Genomic DNA, 18,047 nt, shown 5'->3' with positions numbered 1-18,047 from the left:
CAAAAGGCAACAACGGAATCACTTGGCCGAGGGCACCACCTCTGCCAGGATCGGCACTCAATTCGAGCTGTAGCTCGAACTGTAGCTACGGAGAGCGTGAGAGCGTGATGGGCAACCGCTTCCAGGTCAAAGACCGCTTCGCAGACGGCGCGCAGTACATCGACGGGCAGCTGAGGCCCGGCACCTCCGGTCGGTCACACACCGTGGTCGACCCGGCGACCGGCGACGAGGTCCTCACCTACGAGCTCGCGAGCACCGCGGACGTCGACGACGCCGTCGCCGCCGCCAGGAGGGCCTTCCCGGGCTGGTCCGGCGCCACCCCCGGCGAGCGTTCGGACGCCCTGCACCGACTGGCCGCCGTACTGGCCGAGCAGGCCGAGGACTTTGCGTACGCCGAGTCCCTCCAGTGCGGCAAGCCGATCAAGCTGTCCACGGAGTTCGACGTACCGGGGACCATCGACAACACCGCCTTCTTCGCGGGCGCGGCCCGGCACCTGCAGGGGCAGGCGGCCGCCGAGTACTCGGGCGACCACACCTCGTACGTACGCCGCGAGGCCATCGGGGTCGTCGGCTCCATCGCACCCTGGAACTATCCGCTGCAGATGGCCGCCTGGAAGATCCTCCCGGCGATCGCCGCGGGCAACACCATCGTCCTCAAGCCCGCCGAGCTCACCCCGCTGACCTCCCTGATGTTCGCGCAGGCGGCCAAGGACGCGGGCCTGCCGGACGGCGTGATCAACATCGTCACCGGCGCCGGCCGGGAGGCCGGGGAGCACCTGGTGGGCCACCCCGACGTGGTGATGACCTCCTTCACCGGCTCCACCGCCGTCGGCAAGCGGGTCGCCGAGATCGCCACCGCCACCGTCAAGCGGCTCCACCTGGAGCTCGGCGGCAAGGCCCCCTTCCTCGTCTTCGACGACGCCGACCTGGAGGCCGCCGCGCACGGCGCCGTCGCCGCCTCCCTCATCAACGCCGGCCAGGACTGCACGGCCGCCACCCGCGCCTACGTCCAGCGCCCCCTGCACGACGCCTTCGTCGCCCGCGTGGCCGAGCTGATGGAGAGCGTCCGCCTCGGCGACCCCTTCGCGCCCACCACCGACCTCGGCCCGCTGGTCTCGCACGCCCAGCGCGACCGGGTCGCCGGGTTCGTCGAGCGCGCCCGCGGCTACGCCACCGTCGTCACCGGCGGCGAGATCCCGGCCGGGGACCTGGCCGGGGGCGCGTACTACCGGCCCACCCTCATCGCCGGCGCCGCCCAGGACAGCGAGGTGGTCCAGTCCGAGATCTTCGGTCCGGTCCTCGTCGTGCTGCCCTTCGACACCGACGACGAGGGGATCGAGCTGGCCAACGACACCCCCTACGGGCTCGCGGCCTCCGCCTGGAGCCGCGACCTCTACCGGGCGAACCGGGCCACCCGCGAGATCAAGGCGGGCTGCGTCTGGGTCAACGACCACATTCCGATCATCAGCGAGATGCCCCACGGGGGCTACAAGGCCAGCGGCTTCGGAAAGGACATGTCGACCTACTCCTTCGAGGAGTACACGCAGGTCAAGCACGTGATGTACGACAACACCGCGGTCGCCGAGAAGGACTGGCACCGCACGATCTTCGGGGACCGTCCGTAACCATCTGCGGCTATCGCCGCGTGGGCCCACCGCCTGACCAGCGGTACACCTCCCGAAAGGGCACAGCGCATGGAGCAGTTCGAGCCCGACCGCCTCTCGGCGGCGCAACTCGCCGCGATGCGGCGCAGCCTTGACAGCGGGCGCGGCGCCCTCACCCGCCGCTCGCTGCTGCGCGCCTCCGGAGTCGGAGCGCTCACCCTCGGCGGGCTGTCCACCCTCGCCGCGTGCGGGATCCCGCCCGCCAAACGCGAGGGCGACGCGGCCGTGGCCTCCGACGACCACTCGGCCGGGGAGAAGGAGATCAACTTCTCCAACTGGACCGAGTACATGGACACCAGCGAGGACGAGAAGAGCCGTCCCACGCTGGAGGAGTTCACCAAGCGGACCGGGATCAAGGTCAAGTACACCGAGGACATCAACGACAACGTCGAGTTCTTCGGCAAGATCCGCCCCCAGCTCGCGGCCGGCCAGGACACCGGCCGCGACCTGATCGTGGTCACCGACTGGCTGGCCGCCCGCATCATCCGCCTCGGCTGGGCGCAGAAGCTGGATCCCTCGCACCTCCCGCACGCCTACGCCAACCTGATCCCGCAGTTCCGCACCCCCGACTGGGACCCGGGACGGGCGTACAGCTACCCCTGGACCGGCATCGACACCGTCATCGCCTACAACGAGAAGGCGACGGGCGGCAAGAAGGTCGACTCCGTCACCCAGATGCTCGACGACCCCTCCCTCAAGGGCCGCGTCGGCTTCCTCACCGAGATGCGCGACACCGTCGGCATGACCCTGCTCGACCAGGGCAAGGACCCGGCGACCTTCACCACCGCCGACTTCGACGAGGCGATCGGCCGGCTCCAGAAGGGCGTGGACAAGAACCAGATCCGCCGCTTCACCGGCAACGACTACACCTCCGACCTCGACAAGGGCGACCTCGCCGCCTGCCTCGCCTGGGCCGGGGACATCATCCAGCTCCAGGCCGGCAACCCGGACATCAAGTACGCCATTCCCGCCCCCGGGTACATCACCTCCAGCGACAACCTCCTGGTCCCCGCCAAGGCCCGGCACAAGGCCAACGCGGAGAAGCTCATCGACTTCTACTACGAGCCGCCCATCGCGGCCCAGCTGGCCGCGTACATCAGCTACGTCTGCCCGGTCGAGGGCGTCAAGGACGAGCTGGCCAAGATCGATCCCGCGCTCGCGGACAACCCCCTGATCGTCCCGGACAAGGCGATGGCCGCCAAGGCCCACGCCTTCCGCTCCCTCACCAGCGAGGAAGAGACGGCGTACGAGGAGAAGTTCGCCAAGCTCATCGGCGCCTGACGCACGCCTTGCGGCGACCCGCCGGACCGGGCCGCCGACCGCCGGACGACTCCGGCGGCGGCGCTGCCCGGCCGGCTCCGCCGAGCCTTCGACCCCTTGCCCCACCCAACCCCGGGACCATCCATGACTGACAAGACCGCGGGCGGCGACGTCCGCCTCTCCGGGATCAGCAAGCACTACGGGACCTTCACCGCCGTGCACCCGCTGGATCTCACCATCCCCCAGGGCTCCTTCTTCGCCCTGCTCGGCGCCTCGGGCTGCGGGAAGACCACCACCCTGCGCATGATCGCCGGCCTGGAGGAGCCCTCCACCGGCACGGTCCACCTCGGCGACCGGGAGGTCACCGACCTCCAGCCGTACAAGCGCCCGGTCAACACGGTCTTCCAGAGCTACGCGCTCTTCCCGCACCTGAGCATCTTCGAGAACGTCGCCTTCGGGCTGCGCCGCCGCGGCATCAAGTCGGTCAAGAAGCAGGTCGACGACATGCTGGAGCTGGTCCAGCTCGGCCAGTTCGCCCAGCGCAAGCCGCACCAGCTCTCCGGCGGCCAGCAGCAGCGCGTCGCCGTCGCCCGCGCCCTGATCAACCACCCGCAGGTGCTGCTCCTCGACGAGCCGCTCGGCGCCCTCGACCTCAAGCTGCGCCGCCAGATGCAGCTGGAGCTCAAGCGGATCCAGACCGAGGTCGGCATCACCTTCGTGCACGTCACGCACGACCAGGAGGAGGCCATGACCATGGCCGACACGGTCGCCGTGATGAACGGCGGCCGCGTCGAGCAGCTGGGCGCCCCCGCCGAGCTGTACGAGAACCCGGGCACCACCTTCGTCGCCAACTTCCTCGGCACCTCGAACCTCATCGAGGCATCGGTGGACTCCGCCGGCTCCGAGGTCGTCGTCTCCGCCTCCGGTACCACCCTCCGGCTGCCCGCCGCCCGATGTTCGACCACGCCCCGGACCGGCGGAAAGCTGCTGGTCGGTGTGCGCCCGGAGAAGGTGTCCCTGGTCCCGGCCGAGGAGGAGAACGCCATCGCGACGGGCCGGAACAAGATCACCGGGCGCATAGCCGCCTCCTCCTTCATCGGAGTCTCCACGCAGTTCGTCATCGACAGCCCCGTCTGCCCCGAGCTCGAGGTCTACGTCCAGAACATCGAGCGCGACACCCGCCTGGTCCCGGGCGCCGAGGTGGTCCTGCACTGGAACCCGGAGCACACCTTCGGTCTCGACGCGGCCCAGGACATCGACGCGGGCATCGAGACGGTGGAGGAGGGCGCATGACCGGCCCCGCCGTGGAGACGGCGCCGCCTCCCCAGGCGCCCGCCCCCACCGAACCCCCGGTGCACAAGGCGTCCCTGCGCAAGCGGCTGATCCCGTACTGGCTGCTGCTCCCCGGCATCCTGTGGCTGCTGGTGTTCTTCGTGCTGCCGATGGTCTACCAGGCCTCCACCTCGGTGCAGACCGGCTCCCTCGAAGAGGGCTTCCAGGTCACCTGGCACTTCGGGACCTACTGGGACGCCTTCACCGAGTACTACCCGCAGTTCCTGCGCTCCCTGCTCTACGCGGGCACCGCGACCGCGCTGTGCCTGCTGCTGGGCTACCCGCTGGCCTACCTGATCGCCTTCAAGGCCGGCCGCTGGCGCAACCTGCTCCTCGTCCTGGTCATCGCCCCGTTCTTCACCAGCTTCCTGATCCGCACGCTGGCCTGGAAGACGATCCTGGCCGACGGCGGCCCGGTGGTCGCCGTCCTCAACAGCATCGGCTTCCTCGACGTCACGAGCTGGCTCGGCATGACCGAGGGGGACCGGGTGCTGGCCACGCCGCTCGCGGTGGTCTGCGGTCTGACCTACAACTTCCTCCCCTTCATGATCCTGCCGCTGTACTCCTCGCTGGAGCGCATCGACACCCGCCTCCACGAGGCGGCCGGGGACCTGTACGCCCGCCCCGCCACGGTCTTCCGGAAGGTGACCTTCCCGCTCTCCATGCCGGGCGTGGTCTCCGGGACCCTGCTCACCTTCATCCCGGCGAGCGGCGACTACGTCAACGCCGAACTGCTCGGGTCCACGGACACCCGGATGATCGGCAACGTCATCCAGTCGCAGTACCTGCGGATCCTCGACTACCCGACGGCGGCCGCGCTGTCCTTCATTCTCATGGCCATCGTGCTGATCATGGTGACCATCTACATCCGCCGAGCGGGGACGGAGGACCTGGTCTGATGCGCAATTCCCTCACCTGGCTCCGGCGCAACCTGGTCGTCATCGCGGGCCTCGGCACGCTCGCGTACATGATCCTGCCGAACGTCGTCGTCACCGTCTTCTCCTTCAACAACCCCACCGGGCGGTTCAACTACGCCTGGCAGGAGTTCTCCCTCGACGCGTGGAAGGACCCCTGCGGGGTCGCCGACATGTGCGGCTCCCTGTCCCTCTCGCTCCAGATCGCGCTCTGGTCCACCCTCGTCGCGACCGCGCTGGGCACCGCGATCGCCTTCGCCCTCGTGCGCTACCGCTTCCGGGCCCGCGGGGCGGTCAATTCGCTGATCTTCCTGCCCATGGCCATGCCCGAGATCGTGATGGCGGCCTCGCTGCTCGCGCTCTTCCTCAACATGGGCATCCAGCTGGGCTTCTGGACGATCCTGATCGCGCACATCATGTTCTGCCTCAGCTTCGTCGTCGCCGCCGTCAAGGCGCGTGTCCTGTCCATGGACCCGCGGCTGGAGGAGGCCGCCCGCGACCTCTACGCCGGCCCGGTGCAGACCTTCGTACGGGTCACCCTGCCGATCGCGGCACCCGGTATCGCGGCGGGCGCGCTGCTCTCCTTCGCGCTCTCCTTCGACGACTTCATCATCACCAACTTCAACTCGGGCAACACCGTCACCTTCCCCATGTTCGTGTGGGGATCGGCCCAGCGCGGTACGCCCGTGCAGATCAACGTCATCGGTACGGCGATGTTCGTCATCGCGGTGCTGGTGGTCCTCGCCGGCCAGATGGTCGGCAACCGCCGCAAGAAGGCACAACCGAAGTAGTTCGGAAAAGCACGTCATCAGTTCCGTAGGGAGTTGGAAGCCATGGCCCCAGTCGCCATGCGTAGTGTTGCGAAATCCCTTTCCGAAGCGAAGCCGGTCTCGTACTGGCTGGACGACCCCGGCAAGCCCGCCGCAGAGCCGGCGCTGACCTCCGACGAGCGATGCGACCTGCTGGTCATCGGCGCCGGCTACAGCGGGCTGTGGACCGCGCTGCTCGCCAAGGAGCGCGACCCGGGACGGGACGTCGTACTGATCGAGAGCAAGGAGGCGGGCTGGGCCGCCTCCGGCCGCAACGGCGGATTCTGCGCCGCCTCCCTCACCCACGGCCTCAGCAACGGGCTGGCCCGCTGGCCCGGCGAGCTGGCGAAGCTGGAGGAGCTGGGCGCCCGCAACCTCGACGCCATCGAGGAGGCCGTCGCCCGCTACGGCATCGACTGCGACTTCGAGCGGACCGGCGAGATCGACGTGGCCACCGAGCCGCACCAGGTCGAGGAGCTGCGCGAACTGCACGACGAGGCGCTGCGCCTGGGCCTCGCCGACGGCTCCGAATGGCTGGACGGCGACGCGGTGCGCGCCGAGGTCGACTCCCCGACCTTCCTCGCGGGCCTCTGGGACCGCGACGGCGTCGCCATGCTCAACCCGGCGAAGCTGGCCTGGGGCCTCAAGCGGGCCTGCCTGGAGCTGGGGGTGCGGATCTACGAGAACACCCGCGGCCTCAAACTGGCCCCGGCCGGCGCCGGAATGACCGTCACGACCCCCTACGGCACCATCCTCGCGCGCCGGGTCGCCCTCGGTACCAACATCTTCCCCTCGCTGGTCCGGCGGGTCCGCCCGTTCACCGTCCCGGTCTACGACTACGCGCTGATGAGCGAGCCGCTCGACGAGGCCCAGCTGGCCGCGATCGGCTGGAAGAGGCGGCAGGGGCTCGGCGACAGCGCCAACCAGTTCCACTACTTCCGGATCACCCGCGACAACCGGATCCTGTGGGGCGGCTACGACGCGATCTACCCCTACCGGGGGAAGCTCGACTCCGAGTACGACCACCGCCCCGAGACCTACCTCAGGCTCGCGGAGCACTTCTTCACCGCCTTCCCGCAGCTGGAGGGGCTGAAGTTCAGCCACGCCTGGGGCGGCGCCATCGACACCTGCTCGCGCTTCTCCGCCTTCTTCGGCACCGCGCACTCGGGGAAGGTGGCCTACGCGGCCGGCTACACCGGCCTCGGGGTCGGTGCCACCCGGTTCGGCGCGGACGTGATGCTCGACCTGCTGGACGGCCTCTCCACCGAGCGCACGCAGCTGGAGATGGTGAAGTCCAAGCCGATGCCGTTCCCGCCCGAGCCGTTCGCCTGGACCGGAATCGCGCTCACCAAGTGGTCGCTGGCCCGCGCGGACGCCCGCGGCGGACACCGGAACCTGTGGCTCAAGACGCTGGACCGGTTCGGCCTCGGCTTCGACAGCTGAGGGCCGCCCCCGGCGGGGTCCACCGACCCGCGCCCCCGGCGCGGAGCGCGGGTCACCGTGTGACCCGGTTCACTGCCATGGAGTGACGAAACCCGCGTCATAGCTGCGCCCCGCCCCGCTCTCTCCGGGTGAGAACCCCTCACCTACAGGGAACGGAGGCCGGGCGATGGCGATCCCGGGGGCCAGGACGGCAGTGGAGTGGCTGGTATCGGTGGCGCCGGATCCGGACGCCTGCCGGCGGGAGTGGGAGCGCGACCCCCTCGGGGTCGCCCTCCTGCCCGCCGGCCGGCGCTGGGACGTGCTGATCCTGCCCGCGGAGCTGGGGCGGCCCACCTTCGACGTGCTCCGCCTGCTCAACGACCTGCCCGGCCCGGTGCTCGCCGATTTCGGCGACGCGCGGCTGGGCTTCTTCGTGCCCGCGGGCACGACGTCCCGGTGGATCGGCACGGGTGTACGGGGGGCCGGGCGCGGGACCTGGATCGTGGTCCCGTATCCCGGCCGGGCGACGGGCGGCGTGCGCTGGCTGGTGCTCCCGGACGGCGAAGGGACGCTCACCGACCCGGCCGTGCTGGAGCTCGCGATGCACGAGGCGGCCGCGCGCGTGCTGACGAAGGGAGGCCGGAAGTCTTGACAAGGGTATTGGTCTGGACCATCTTGGGCGCCGCTGACCCCCTCCATCCCCCCATGCACCGGAGGCAGTTGTGCGCAGAGCCATACCCTTCCTCACGGCCGCCGCCCTCGCGGTCGCCGGCTTCCTCGCCGCGGGACCGCCCGCCGCGGCGGCCGACGCCGACCTCGTGCGCAACGGCGGCTTCGAGGCCGGCCTCGACGGCTGGAGCTGCTCGGGCGGCAGCGGAGCCGCCGTCACCACACCCGTCCACGGCGGAAGTTCCGCCCTGAGGGCCACCCCGGCCGGACAGGACAACGCCCGCTGCTCCCAGAGCGTCACCGTCAGGCCCGACTCGACGTACACGCTCGGCGCCTGGGTGCAGGGCGCGTACGTCTACCTCGGCGCGACCGGGACCGGCACCACGGACGTGTCGGCCTGGACGCAGTCACCGGGTGCGTGGAAGCAGCTGACCACCACCTTCCGCACCGGACCGTCGACGACCTCGGTGACGGTCCACACCCACGGCTGGTACGGCCAGCCCGCCCACTTCACCGACGACCTCACCCTGGTCGGCCCGGACCCCGGCGGTCCCGGCCAGCCCCAGATCCCGGCCGCCCCCACCGGCCTGACGGCCTCCGCCACCTCGTCGAGCTCGGTCGCGCTGTCCTGGTCGGCGGTGCCCGGAGCCACCTCGTACACCGTCCACCGGGACGGCGCGGCGCCCCTCTCCGTCACCTCCGCCTCGGCGGCCGTGACCGGGCTCGCCGCGGCCACCACGTACACCTTCCGGGTCAGCGCGGTGAACGCGGCGGGCGCCTCCCCGCAGAGCGCGCCCGCCTCCGCGACCACGCCCGGCAGTGGCGGCGGCGGGGGCGGCGGCCTTCCCGCGCACGCGCTGGTCGGCTACCTGCACGCGAGCTTCGCCAACGGTTCCGGATACGTCCGGATGGCCGATGTGCCCGCCTCCTGGGACGTCATCAACCTCGCCTTCGGCGAACCCACTTCGGTGACCTCGGGCGACATCCGCTTCCGGCTCTGCCCGGTCGCGGAATGCCCGAACGTCGAATCCCCGGCCGAGTTCAAGGCGGCCATCAAGGCCAAGCAGGCGGCCGGCAAGAAGGTGCTGATCTCGATCGGCGGCCAGAACGGCCAGGTCCAGCTCGCGAGCACGGCCGCCCGCGACACCTTCGTCTCCTCCGTCAGCCGGATCATCGACGAGTACGGCCTCGACGGCCTGGACATCGACTTCGAGGGCCACTCCCTGTCCCTGGCCACCGGGGACACCGACTTCCGGACCCAGACCACCCCGGTGGTCGTCAACCTGATCTCGGCCGTGAAGACCCTGAAGGCCAGGTACGGCCCGGACTTCGTCCTGACCATGGCGCCGGAGACCTTCTTCGTCCAGCTGGGCCACCAGTACTACGGCTCCGGGCCCTGGGGCGGCCAGGACCCGCGCGCCGGTGCGTACCTCCCGGTCATCCACGCCCTGCGCGACGACCTCACCCTGCTCCACGTCCAGGACTACAACTCGGGACCGATTATGGGCCTCGACAACCAGTACCACTCCATGGGCGGCGCCGACTTCCACATCGCCATGACGGACATGCTGCTCACAGGCTTCCCGGTCGCCGGGAACACCGCCCGGGTCTTCCCGGCCCTGCGCCCGGACCAGGTCGCCATCGGCCTGCCGGCCACGACCAACGCGGGCAACGGCCACACCTCGCCCGCGGAGGTCAACAAGGCCCTGAACTGCCTGACGAAGAAGACCGACTGCGGGAGCTACCAGACCCACGGCACCTGGCCGGGGCTGCGCGGCCTGATGACCTGGTCGATCAACTGGGACCGCTTCGGGGGCTGGGAGTTCAGCCGGAACTTCGACGCGTACTTCGGAGGCTGAGCCGACCGGCCCGACCGCCGGCCCGACGGGCCCGGCCGAGCCGGTCGGCCCATGCCACGCCGAGCAGCAGGGGAGCGCAGAGCAGCAGGCTGGCCAGCACGTCCAGCGGCCAGTGCCACCCCCGCAGGACCAGCCCGACGGCCGTCGCCCCCGTGAGGACCAGGGCGGCGGCCGCCGGCCATGCCCGGCGGGTGTACGGGCGCACGAGCAGGGCCGCGCCGAGGTAGGCGACGGCCGCGGTGGCCGTGTGACCCGAGGGGAAGTAGCCGGCGGCCCAGGGCTCCAGCGGCCCCGGCCGGGCGGTCCACTCCTTGAACGGGATCACCAGGGCCGGCACCAGGGCCATGGCCAGGCCCGCGGCCCCGGCGGCGAGCGCGCGCCCGCGGCGTGCCGCGTAGGCCATGGCCAGCACGAGGACGGGCACGGCGACCGGGATGTTGCCGAGGTCCGAGAGGCGCTCGGTGACGGAGTCCGGGACGGCGCGCACGAGGGCGCGGCTCAACGCGTGGTCCGGGGTCAGCAGCGGGCCGGAGACCAGCACCTGCCAGGTGACCAGGGAGAAGAGGAGGCCGCAGACCGCGGCGATCAGGAGAGGAGTGGCCGGCCGTCCCGGAACAGGGGGGATGGTTCCGGGACGGCCGCCCGGATCGTGTTGCCGGGCGCCCCGGGGGGTTTGGGGCGAACGGCTGTCCGATCGGTGAGGAGTGTGCGCGAACGCATGCCCAGTACGGTGCTGGGGAAGCCCAGTACTGGTGTCGCCCCTGGTTTCCCGGGAGCGGGGTGTCTCACTCATCTGCAGAAACCGTACGGCAGCGAAAGGGGGACCGACAGCAGGATCGCGCTCCCGCCATCGGCCCCCCACAGCTTCTTCACAGCGTCCGCCCGTTACCGCCGGTAGTAACCGGTCGCAGCGTGCGCACGTTCTATGCGTTCGATCAGATGGCCGTGCCGATGGCCGCGAACGCGGCCTCGATGAGGTCCAGGCCCTCGTTCAGCAGGTCCTCGCCGATGACGATCGGCGGGAGGAAGCGGAGCACGTTGCCGTAGGTGCCACAGGTGAGGACGAGCAGGCCCTCGGCGTGGCAGGCCTTCGCGAGCGCGCCGGCCGCCTCCGGGAACGGGGTCTTGGACACCGGGTCCTTGACCAGCTCGATCGCGATCATGGCGCCGCGGCCGCGGATGTCGCCGATGATGTCGTACTTCTCCTGCATGGCCGTCAGGCGGGCCTTCATGACGGACTCGATCTTCTTCGCCGCGGCGTTGAGGTCGAGCTCCTTCATGGTCTCGATGGAGCCGAGCGCACCGGCGCAGGCCACCGGGTTACCGCCGTAGGTGCCACCCAGGCCACCCGCGTGCGCCGCGTCCATGATCTCGGCGCGGCCGGTCACGGCGGCGAGCGGCAGACCGCCCGCGATGCCCTTGGCGGTGGTGATCAGGTCCGGGACGATGCCCTCGTCCTCGCACGCGAACCACTGGCCGGTGCGGCAGAAGCCGGACTGGATCTCGTCGGCGACGAAGACGATGCCGTTGTCGTTGGCGAACTTCACGATCGCGGGCAGGAAGCCCTTGGCCGGCTCGATGAAGCCGCCCTCGCCGAGGACAGGCTCGATGATGATCGCGGCGACGTTCTCGGCGCCGATCTGCTTGGTGATCGCGTCGATCGCCTGGGCGGCGGCCTCGGGGCCGCAGTTCTCGGCGCCGGTGGGCCAGCGGTAACCGTAGGCGACCGGGACGCGGTAGACCTCGGGGGCGAACGGACCGAAGCCCTGCTTGTACGGCATGTTCTTCGCGGTCAGCGCCATGGTGAGGTTCGTACGGCCGTGGTAGCCGTGGTCGAAGACGACGACGGCCTGGCGCTTGGTGTACGAACGGGCGATCTTGACGGCGTTCTCGACGGCCTCGGCGCCGGAGTTGAACAGGGCCGACTTCTTGGCGTGGTTGCCCGGGGTCAGCTCGGCGAGGGCCTCGCAGACCTCGACGTAGCCCTCGTAGGGCGTGACCATGAAACAGGTGTGGGTGAAGTCGGCGAGCTGCGCGGAGGCGCGGCGCACCACGGCCTCGGCGGAGGCGCCGACCGAGGTCACGGCGATGCCGGAGCCGAAGTCGATCAGGCGGTTGCCGTCGACGTCCTCGATGATGCCGCCGCCCGCGCGGGCCGTGAAGACGGGCAGTACGGAGCCCACGCCACCGGCCACCGTCTGGAGGCGGCGTGCCTGCAGCTCCTGCGACTTGGGGCCGGGGATCGCGGTGACGATCTTGCGCTCCTGCGGGACAGCGGTCATAGAGGGCTCCTGGGGGGTGTTTTCGGACGCACTTGTCTCTTTGTCCGCAGGCTAGGCCCGGGAGAGGGGGTCCTGCATGCTCCGTTCGGTAGTGATCTCCGCGTGTCCTTGTCCGTGACGGCCATAGGAAGGACGCGTGCGCCCCTCTTGTGGACGGCGCGGCGAATCGGAGCACGGGTACGGGCCCATGGCTGGCGCCGGGCAACTACATTGAGCGACGCAAGCCAGGCACGGGCAGGGGGCAGGGGTTTCATGGACACCGAAGGCACGCACGAGACGCGTCCGCCCCGGGCGGGGCACGTCCCGAGACCGGCCGCTCCGCCGCCCTCCGGCCTCCCCCCGAAGCCCTCGCACGCGCCGGCGGCCGGGCCGACGCTCGGGGACTGGCTGCGCTTCCCGCGCTCCTCGGACGGGCCGGGCGTATGGACGTACGGGCACGTGCCGCGGGCCGCCGAGGAGCCCGAGGAGACTCCCACCCGCCAGCTGGTCAGCGGGGCACTGATCTCCTTGCTGGCCGGCCTGTTGCTGTGGTCACTGCTGGTGAACCGCTACCTCGGTGGGTTCTGGCTCTGGCCGCTGTACATGTTCACGCCCGATTCCTGGGCCCACAACAACGCCGCCGTCGTCGCCGCGTACGTCTGGTACGGCATTGTCATCGGAATCCTGGTCGTCGGCTTCGGGCGCCTCGGACGGTGGCCCGAGCTGCTCCGCCGGGTGCTTCGCAGCCGGGCCGTGCGGCCCCTGCAGTCCGCCGAATCGGCCCGGCCCGAGACGGGCGGCCCCGACGACCCCGCGCGGTGGCCCCAGTTGCGGGATGCCGGGCTGGGGGAGGTTGCCGAGCGGTTGGAGGCGGAGGCCGGGGGTGGGCGGATGAACGACGTGGACTACGCCCGGATCCGGCGGGCGTGGGACTCCGTGCGCGTCGACCCCTCGCGCCTGCGGGCCTTCGCCGACGCCGTGCGCGACAAGGGCGCCGGGGCCTGCGTGCACCCGTCCGGGGCGCGGGACCTGCCCGTGCGGGCCGCCCGGCACGACCTGCTCGCCCGGCAGGTGCTGCTCGGCACCGTCGAGGACGGCGTCCGCAACCCGTACTCCCGCCGCGGCACCTCGCTCGCCCTCGACCCCGACGTGCTCGGTACCTCCCTGCTCGCCGTCGGCCCCTCCGGCACCGGCAAGACCCGGCAGCTGGTGCGGCCCGTCGTCGAGTCGCTCTCGCTGCAGGCGCTCGCCGGCCAGGCCGCCGTCGTCGCCGTCGGAGCGGCCGGGGCCCAGCTCGGGCCGGACGCCGCCTTCGACGTCGTGGTCCGGGTCGGCGACCCCGCCTCCGTCTACGACCTCGACCTCTACGGCGGCACCACCGACCCCGACGAGGCCGCCACCCTGCTCGCCGAGGCCTTCGTCGGGGACGTCCCCGGGATCGACGTACGCCGCGCCGCGACCGCTCTCGCCCAGCTCCTCGGGCCGTTCCGGGCGGCGTACGACCGCTTCCCGGCCGTGCCCGAGCTGCGCGAGCTCCTCGACGGGCTCCCCACCGCCTTCGACACCCTGCGCCGCGACCTCGCCGGGCAGCAGGCGATGCTGCGCGAGCTCGACGCCCGGGCCCGTCAGCAGGGGGCGCACGCGGACCCCGGACCGGCCCTCGCCGACCGGGTGGCCCTGCTGGACCGGCCCGCCTTCGCCGGCTTCTTCGACACCACCGGCCAGGGGCGGCCGTTCTCGCTGCGCGCCCTGGAGCACCCGATCCGCGTCCGGGTGGACCTGCCCGAGCGCGGGCACGCCGACGCCTCCCGGATGCTGGCCCGGTTGCTGCTCGCCCAGTTCAACGCCGCCGCGGCCGCCCGCACCGACCGTTCCCTCTTCGCCTTCCTCGCCTTCGACGACGCCTCGCACACCCTGACCGCCGAGACCGTTCGGGGCGTCCAGCGGCTGCGTTCGGCGCATGCGGGCGTCCTGCTCACCCTGCGCACCCTGGACGACGTACCGGAGGCACTGCGGACGCCGCTGCTCGGGGCGGTCGGCTGCCGGATGGCCTTCTCCGGGGTCACCACCTGGGACGGCAAGCGCTTCGCCGAGGCATGGGGCACCGAGTGGGTGGAGACGCGGGACGTCACCCACCGCACCGTCTTCGCCGATCAGCCGCTGACCCGGCTGATGCACTCCTTCCGCAAGCTCGTCACCGGCAAGGCGGTCACCACGGACGCGGTGACCGTGCGCCAGGTGGAGCGGGAGCGGTGGTCCGCCTCGGACCTGGCGCACGCGGTGCCGCCGGGGCACGCGGTGCTGTCGCTGACCTCGGTCCGCGGGGAACGGGCGGCTCCGCTCCTCGTCCGCCTGGCCGGAACGTCCTGACCCGCACTCCGACCCGTACGAGGTGGCAGAATCGAGGGGAGCCGTTCGTACGGCACGGCGAAAACCGTCGGCGGTCGCGGTGACTTCCCTCCTGCTCCTGCCGGTCCACCGCCCCGCCGCCCCCTCCCGCTAAGGCCACTGGTAACCGATGCCGCTCACCCTTGCCTCACTCGTCCAGCACTCGGCGCTCAAGCTCAGCGTCCGGGCGGGGGAGGGCCGCCTCGACACACCGGTGCGCTGGGCCCACGTCAGTGAGCTCGCCGACCCCGTCCCCTACATGGAGGGCGGAGAGCTGCTCCTGATCACCGCGATGAAGCTGGACGCGGGGGACCCGGAGGAGATGCGCCGCTACGTCCGCCGCCTCGCCGCGGCCGGGGTCGTCGGCATCGGCTTCGCGATCGGCGTCAACTACGAGGAGATCCCCGAGGCGCTGGTCGAGGCCGCCCGGACCGAGGACATGCCGCTGCTGGAGGTACCGCGGCGGACCCCCTTCCTGGCGATCAGCAAGGCCGTCTCCGCGGCCCTCGCGGCGGACCAGTACCGGGCCGTCACCGCCGGTTTCGAGGCCCAGCGGGAGCTGACGCGCGCCGCGCTCTCCGTCGACGGGCCCGCCGAACTGCTGACGAGACTGGCGGCCCACGTGCACGGCTGGGCGGCGCTGTACGACACCTCGGGCGCGGTCGTCGCGGCCGCGCCCGACTGGGCCGCGCGCCGCGCCGCCCGGCTCACCCCCGACGTGGAGCGGCTGCGGGAGCGCCCGGCGCCCGCGAGCGCCGTGGTCGGCGGAGCCGAGGACCGCGTGGAACTGCAGTCCCTGGGCACGGGCCGGCGGGCGCGCGGCGCGCTCGCCGTCGGTACCGCGGCCCCGCTGGGCACGGCCGAGCGGTACGCCGTCCACTCCGCGGTCGCCCTGCTCACCCTCACCACCGAGCGCTCGCGCTCACTGCACGACGCCGAGTCCCGGCTGGGGGCGGCGGTGCTGCGGATGCTGCTGGCGGGCGAGGCGGACCACGCCCGGTCCGTGGCGGGTGACCTCTACGGGGCCCTGCTGGAGGCGCCGTTCCGGCTGATCGTGGCCGAGCCGGCCCTGGCGGGGACGGCGCAGCCGGAAGGGCTCGCGCAGCTGTCCGACACGGTGGAGTCGGCGGCCGCCCGGACCGGGGAGGCGCTGCTGGTCGTCCCGGAGGCGGGCCGGCTCGTCGTCCTGGCCGCCGACGGGGGCTCGGCCGTACAGGCGTGCGTGGAGCACGCCGAGGTACTGGAGGCACGGCGCGGCCGGGACGCGGCCGGGCCGGAGCCCGACGAGCTGGTGGTCGGCCTGTCCGCCGCGGCCGGCCCGGGCAGCGTGGCTGCGGCCCTCAAGCAGGCCGACCAGGCCCTGGCCGTCGCCCGGCGGCGCGGCCGGCCGATGGTGGAGCACGAGGACATGGCGGCGGGCTCGGTCCTGCCACTGCTGGCCGACGACGCCGTACGGGCCTTCGCGGACGGCACCCTGCGCGCCCTGCGGGAGCACGACGCGACCGGGCGCGGCGACCTGGTGGCCTCGCTCCAGGCCTGGCTGTCCCGCCACGGGCAGTGGGACGCGGCCGCCGCCGACCTCGGCGTGCACCGGCACACGCTGCGCTACCGGATGAAACGGGTCGAGGAGATCCTCGGCCGTTCCCTGGAGGACCCGGACGTCCGCATGGAGCTGTGGCTCGCCCTCAAGGCCACCTCGACGCCCTCCTAGAAGCCGGACGGTCCGCTCCCGCCGCGGCGCAGGCGCGCGCGGCGGGAGGGACAGTGACAAAGCGGCGAAGCGCGACGACCCGCCGCTCCATCAGGGACAAACGCCGAAACGCCGACGGAGTCCTACGGTGGAGGGGTCAGGACCCACCGCACACTTCCGAAGGGCCGGGATTCGCATGACTTCCACCCACGCCTTCTGGCTCGCCGGCCGCCAGGCCACCGGCGAGGACAGCTTCGACGTCCACTCCCCGTGGGACGGCCGGCTGGTCGCCGCCGTCAGCGTGCCCACCGACGAGCAGGTCGAAGAGGCCGTGGCCGCGGCGTACGCCGTGACGGCGGAGTTCTCCGCGACCCCCGCGCACGTACGGGCCGCGGCCCTGGACCACGTGTCCAAGCGGCTGGTCGAGCGCACCGAGGAGATCGCCCAGCTGATCTCCGCCGAGAACGGCAAGCCCGTCAAGTGGGCCCGCGGTGAGGTCGGCCGTGCGGTGTCCGTCTTCCGCTTCGCCGCCGAAGAGGCCCGCCGCTTCAACGGCGGAGAGGCCCAGCGCCTGGACACCGACGCCGGTGGTGTCGGCCGTCTCGCGCTGACCCGCCGCTTCGTCAAGGGTCCGGTCCTCGGCATCGCGCCGTTCAACTTCCCGCTGAACCTGTGCGCCCACAAGGTGGCCCCGGCCATCGCCGTCGGCGCGCCGATCATCCTCAAGCCCGCCCCGGCCACGCCGCTGTCCGGCCTGATCCTGGGTGAGCTGCTCGCCGAGACCGACCTCCCGGCCGGCTCCTGGTCGGTCCTGCCGGTCGCCAACGACAAGATGCCCGCCCTGGTCAAGGACGAGCGCCTGCCCGTGATCTCCTTCACCGGCTCCGACACCGTCGGCTACGCCATCCAGCAGTCGGTGCCCCACAAGCACTGCACCCTGGAGCTCGGCGGCAACGCCGCGGCCGTGGTCCTGGACGACTGGTCCTCCGAGGCCGACCTCGACTGGGCCGCGACCCGTATCGCGACCTTCTCGAACTACCAGGCCGGCCAGTCCTGCATCTCCGTGCAGCGCGTGATCGCCGATGCCTCCGTCTACGACCGCCTCGTCGAGAAGGTCGTCGAGAAGGTCCAGGCGCAGGTCACCGGTGACCCCTCCGACTCGGCCACCGACGTCGGCCCGCTCGTCTCCGAGGCCGCCGCCCAGCGCGTCGAGTCCTGGGTCGACGAGGCCGTGTCCGCCGGGGCCAAGCTGCTCACCGGCGGCAAGCGCGAGGGTGCCTCGTACGAGCCCACCGTCCTCGCCAACGTGCCGGACGGCGTCAAGCTCGCCACCGAGGAGGTCTTCGGCCCGGTCCTGACGCTGAAGAAGGTCGAGAACACCGACGAGGCCTTCGCCGCCGTCAACGACTCGAAGTTCGGTCTGCAGACCGGCGTCTTCACCCGCAACGTGCAGACCGCGTTCCGGGCCCACCGTGAGCTCGAGGTCGGCGGTGTGATCATCGGCGACGCGCCGTCCTACCGCGCCGACCAGATGCCGTACGGCGGCGTCAAGCAGTCCGGCGTGGGCCGCGAGGGCGTCCGCTACGCGATGGACGACTACACCTACGAGCGGGTCCTGGTCCTCACCGGCCTCGACATCTGATCTCGTACGGCCCAAGAGCCGACGGCCGGAGCCCACTGTGCGGGGGCTCCGGCCGTCCCCCTTTTCCGGGCCACCCGCTCGGGCCTTTTCCCGGGTCCCCGAAACGGGTACGACTCACAGGTAGCACCGATCGGTAG

At 71.7% G+C, this 18,047-nt stretch carries 13 protein-coding genes; 11 read left to right on the top strand and 2 right to left on the bottom strand.

Annotation, left to right across the window (positions count from 1 at the left end):
• The first annotated feature begins 107 nt into the window (after window positions 1-107).
• From ACWGE1_RS04680 to ACWGE1_RS04645, 8 genes are all read left to right on the top strand, one after another.
• Window positions 108-1,625, top strand: coding sequence for a gamma-aminobutyraldehyde dehydrogenase (locus ACWGE1_RS04680; RefSeq protein ID WP_453419160.1), 1,518 nt, complete (start codon window positions 108-110; stop codon window positions 1,623-1,625).
• Between the two features lie 69 nt (window positions 1,626-1,694).
• Window positions 1,695-2,945 carry a polyamine ABC transporter substrate-binding protein gene (locus ACWGE1_RS04675; RefSeq protein ID WP_453419109.1) on the top strand — a complete coding sequence of 417 codons (1,251 nt, stop codon included), beginning with the start codon at window positions 1,695-1,697 and terminating at the stop codon, window positions 2,943-2,945.
• A gap of 123 nt (window positions 2,946-3,068) precedes the next feature.
• Window positions 3,069-4,217, top strand: a complete 1,149-nt coding sequence (locus ACWGE1_RS04670; RefSeq protein WP_453419108.1) for an ABC transporter ATP-binding protein — start codon at window positions 3,069-3,071, stop codon at window positions 4,215-4,217.
• Window positions 4,214-5,155, top strand: coding sequence for an ABC transporter permease (locus tag ACWGE1_RS04665; protein ID WP_453419107.1), 942 nt, complete (start codon window positions 4,214-4,216; stop codon window positions 5,153-5,155). Before ACWGE1_RS04670 ends, ACWGE1_RS04665 begins: the two co-directional genes overlap by 4 nt.
• Window positions 5,155-5,961, top strand: a complete 807-nt coding sequence (locus tag ACWGE1_RS04660) for an ABC transporter permease (RefSeq protein WP_453419106.1) — start codon at window positions 5,155-5,157, stop codon at window positions 5,959-5,961. The genes ACWGE1_RS04665 and ACWGE1_RS04660 overlap by 1 nt, the downstream gene beginning before the upstream one ends.
• A 42-nt stretch (window positions 5,962-6,003) precedes the next feature.
• On the top strand, window positions 6,004-7,422 hold the full coding sequence (locus ACWGE1_RS04655; RefSeq protein WP_453419105.1) for an NAD(P)/FAD-dependent oxidoreductase: 1,419 nt from the start codon (window positions 6,004-6,006) through the stop codon (window positions 7,420-7,422).
• A gap of 166 nt (window positions 7,423-7,588) precedes the next feature.
• A complete protein-coding gene (locus tag ACWGE1_RS04650; RefSeq protein ID WP_453419104.1) occupies window positions 7,589-8,053 on the top strand; it encodes a hypothetical protein in 465 nt (154 codons plus the stop codon).
• Between the two features lie 82 nt (window positions 8,054-8,135).
• Window positions 8,136-9,929 carry a chitinase gene (locus tag ACWGE1_RS04645; RefSeq protein ID WP_453419159.1) on the top strand — a complete coding sequence of 598 codons (1,794 nt, stop codon included), beginning with the start codon at window positions 8,136-8,138 and terminating at the stop codon, window positions 9,927-9,929.
• Here the strand turns inward: ACWGE1_RS04645 and ACWGE1_RS04640 are convergent.
• Window positions 9,895-10,470, bottom strand: a complete 576-nt coding sequence (locus ACWGE1_RS04640) for a phosphatase PAP2 family protein (protein WP_453419103.1) — start codon at window positions 10,468-10,470, stop codon at window positions 9,895-9,897. The two genes, ACWGE1_RS04645 and ACWGE1_RS04640, sit on opposite strands and share 35 nt — an antisense overlap.
• A gap of 394 nt (window positions 10,471-10,864) precedes the next feature.
• Window positions 10,865-12,211 carry a 4-aminobutyrate--2-oxoglutarate transaminase gene (gabT, locus tag ACWGE1_RS04635; protein ID WP_453419102.1) on the bottom strand — a complete coding sequence of 449 codons (1,347 nt, stop codon included), beginning with the start codon at window positions 12,209-12,211 and terminating at the stop codon, window positions 10,865-10,867.
• A 252-nt stretch (window positions 12,212-12,463) separates the two neighbouring features.
• Here gabT and ACWGE1_RS04630 point away from each other — a divergent pair, with 252 nt between their 5' ends.
• The 3 genes from ACWGE1_RS04630 to ACWGE1_RS04620 all read left to right on the top strand — a co-directional run bounded on the left by ACWGE1_RS04630 (window position 12,464) and on the right by ACWGE1_RS04620 (window position 17,910).
• Window positions 12,464-14,560, top strand: a complete 2,097-nt coding sequence (locus ACWGE1_RS04630) for an ATP-binding protein (protein ID WP_453419101.1) — start codon at window positions 12,464-12,466, stop codon at window positions 14,558-14,560.
• Window positions 14,561-14,708: 148 nt separating this feature from the next.
• Window positions 14,709-16,289: a PucR family transcriptional regulator gene (locus ACWGE1_RS04625; RefSeq protein ID WP_453419100.1), complete on the top strand. Its 1,581-nt coding sequence runs from the start codon at window positions 14,709-14,711 to the stop codon at window positions 16,287-16,289.
• A 175-nt stretch (window positions 16,290-16,464) separates the two neighbouring features.
• Window positions 16,465-17,910, top strand: coding sequence for an aldehyde dehydrogenase family protein (locus ACWGE1_RS04620; protein WP_453419099.1), 1,446 nt, complete (start codon window positions 16,465-16,467; stop codon window positions 17,908-17,910).
• Window positions 17,911-18,047 lie beyond the last annotated feature (137 nt).

Source organism: Streptomyces sp. NPDC054932, from assembly GCF_053610205.1.
Note: the sequence above shows the minus strand (reverse complement) of the source record. Positions and strands in the feature narration are given on the sequence as shown.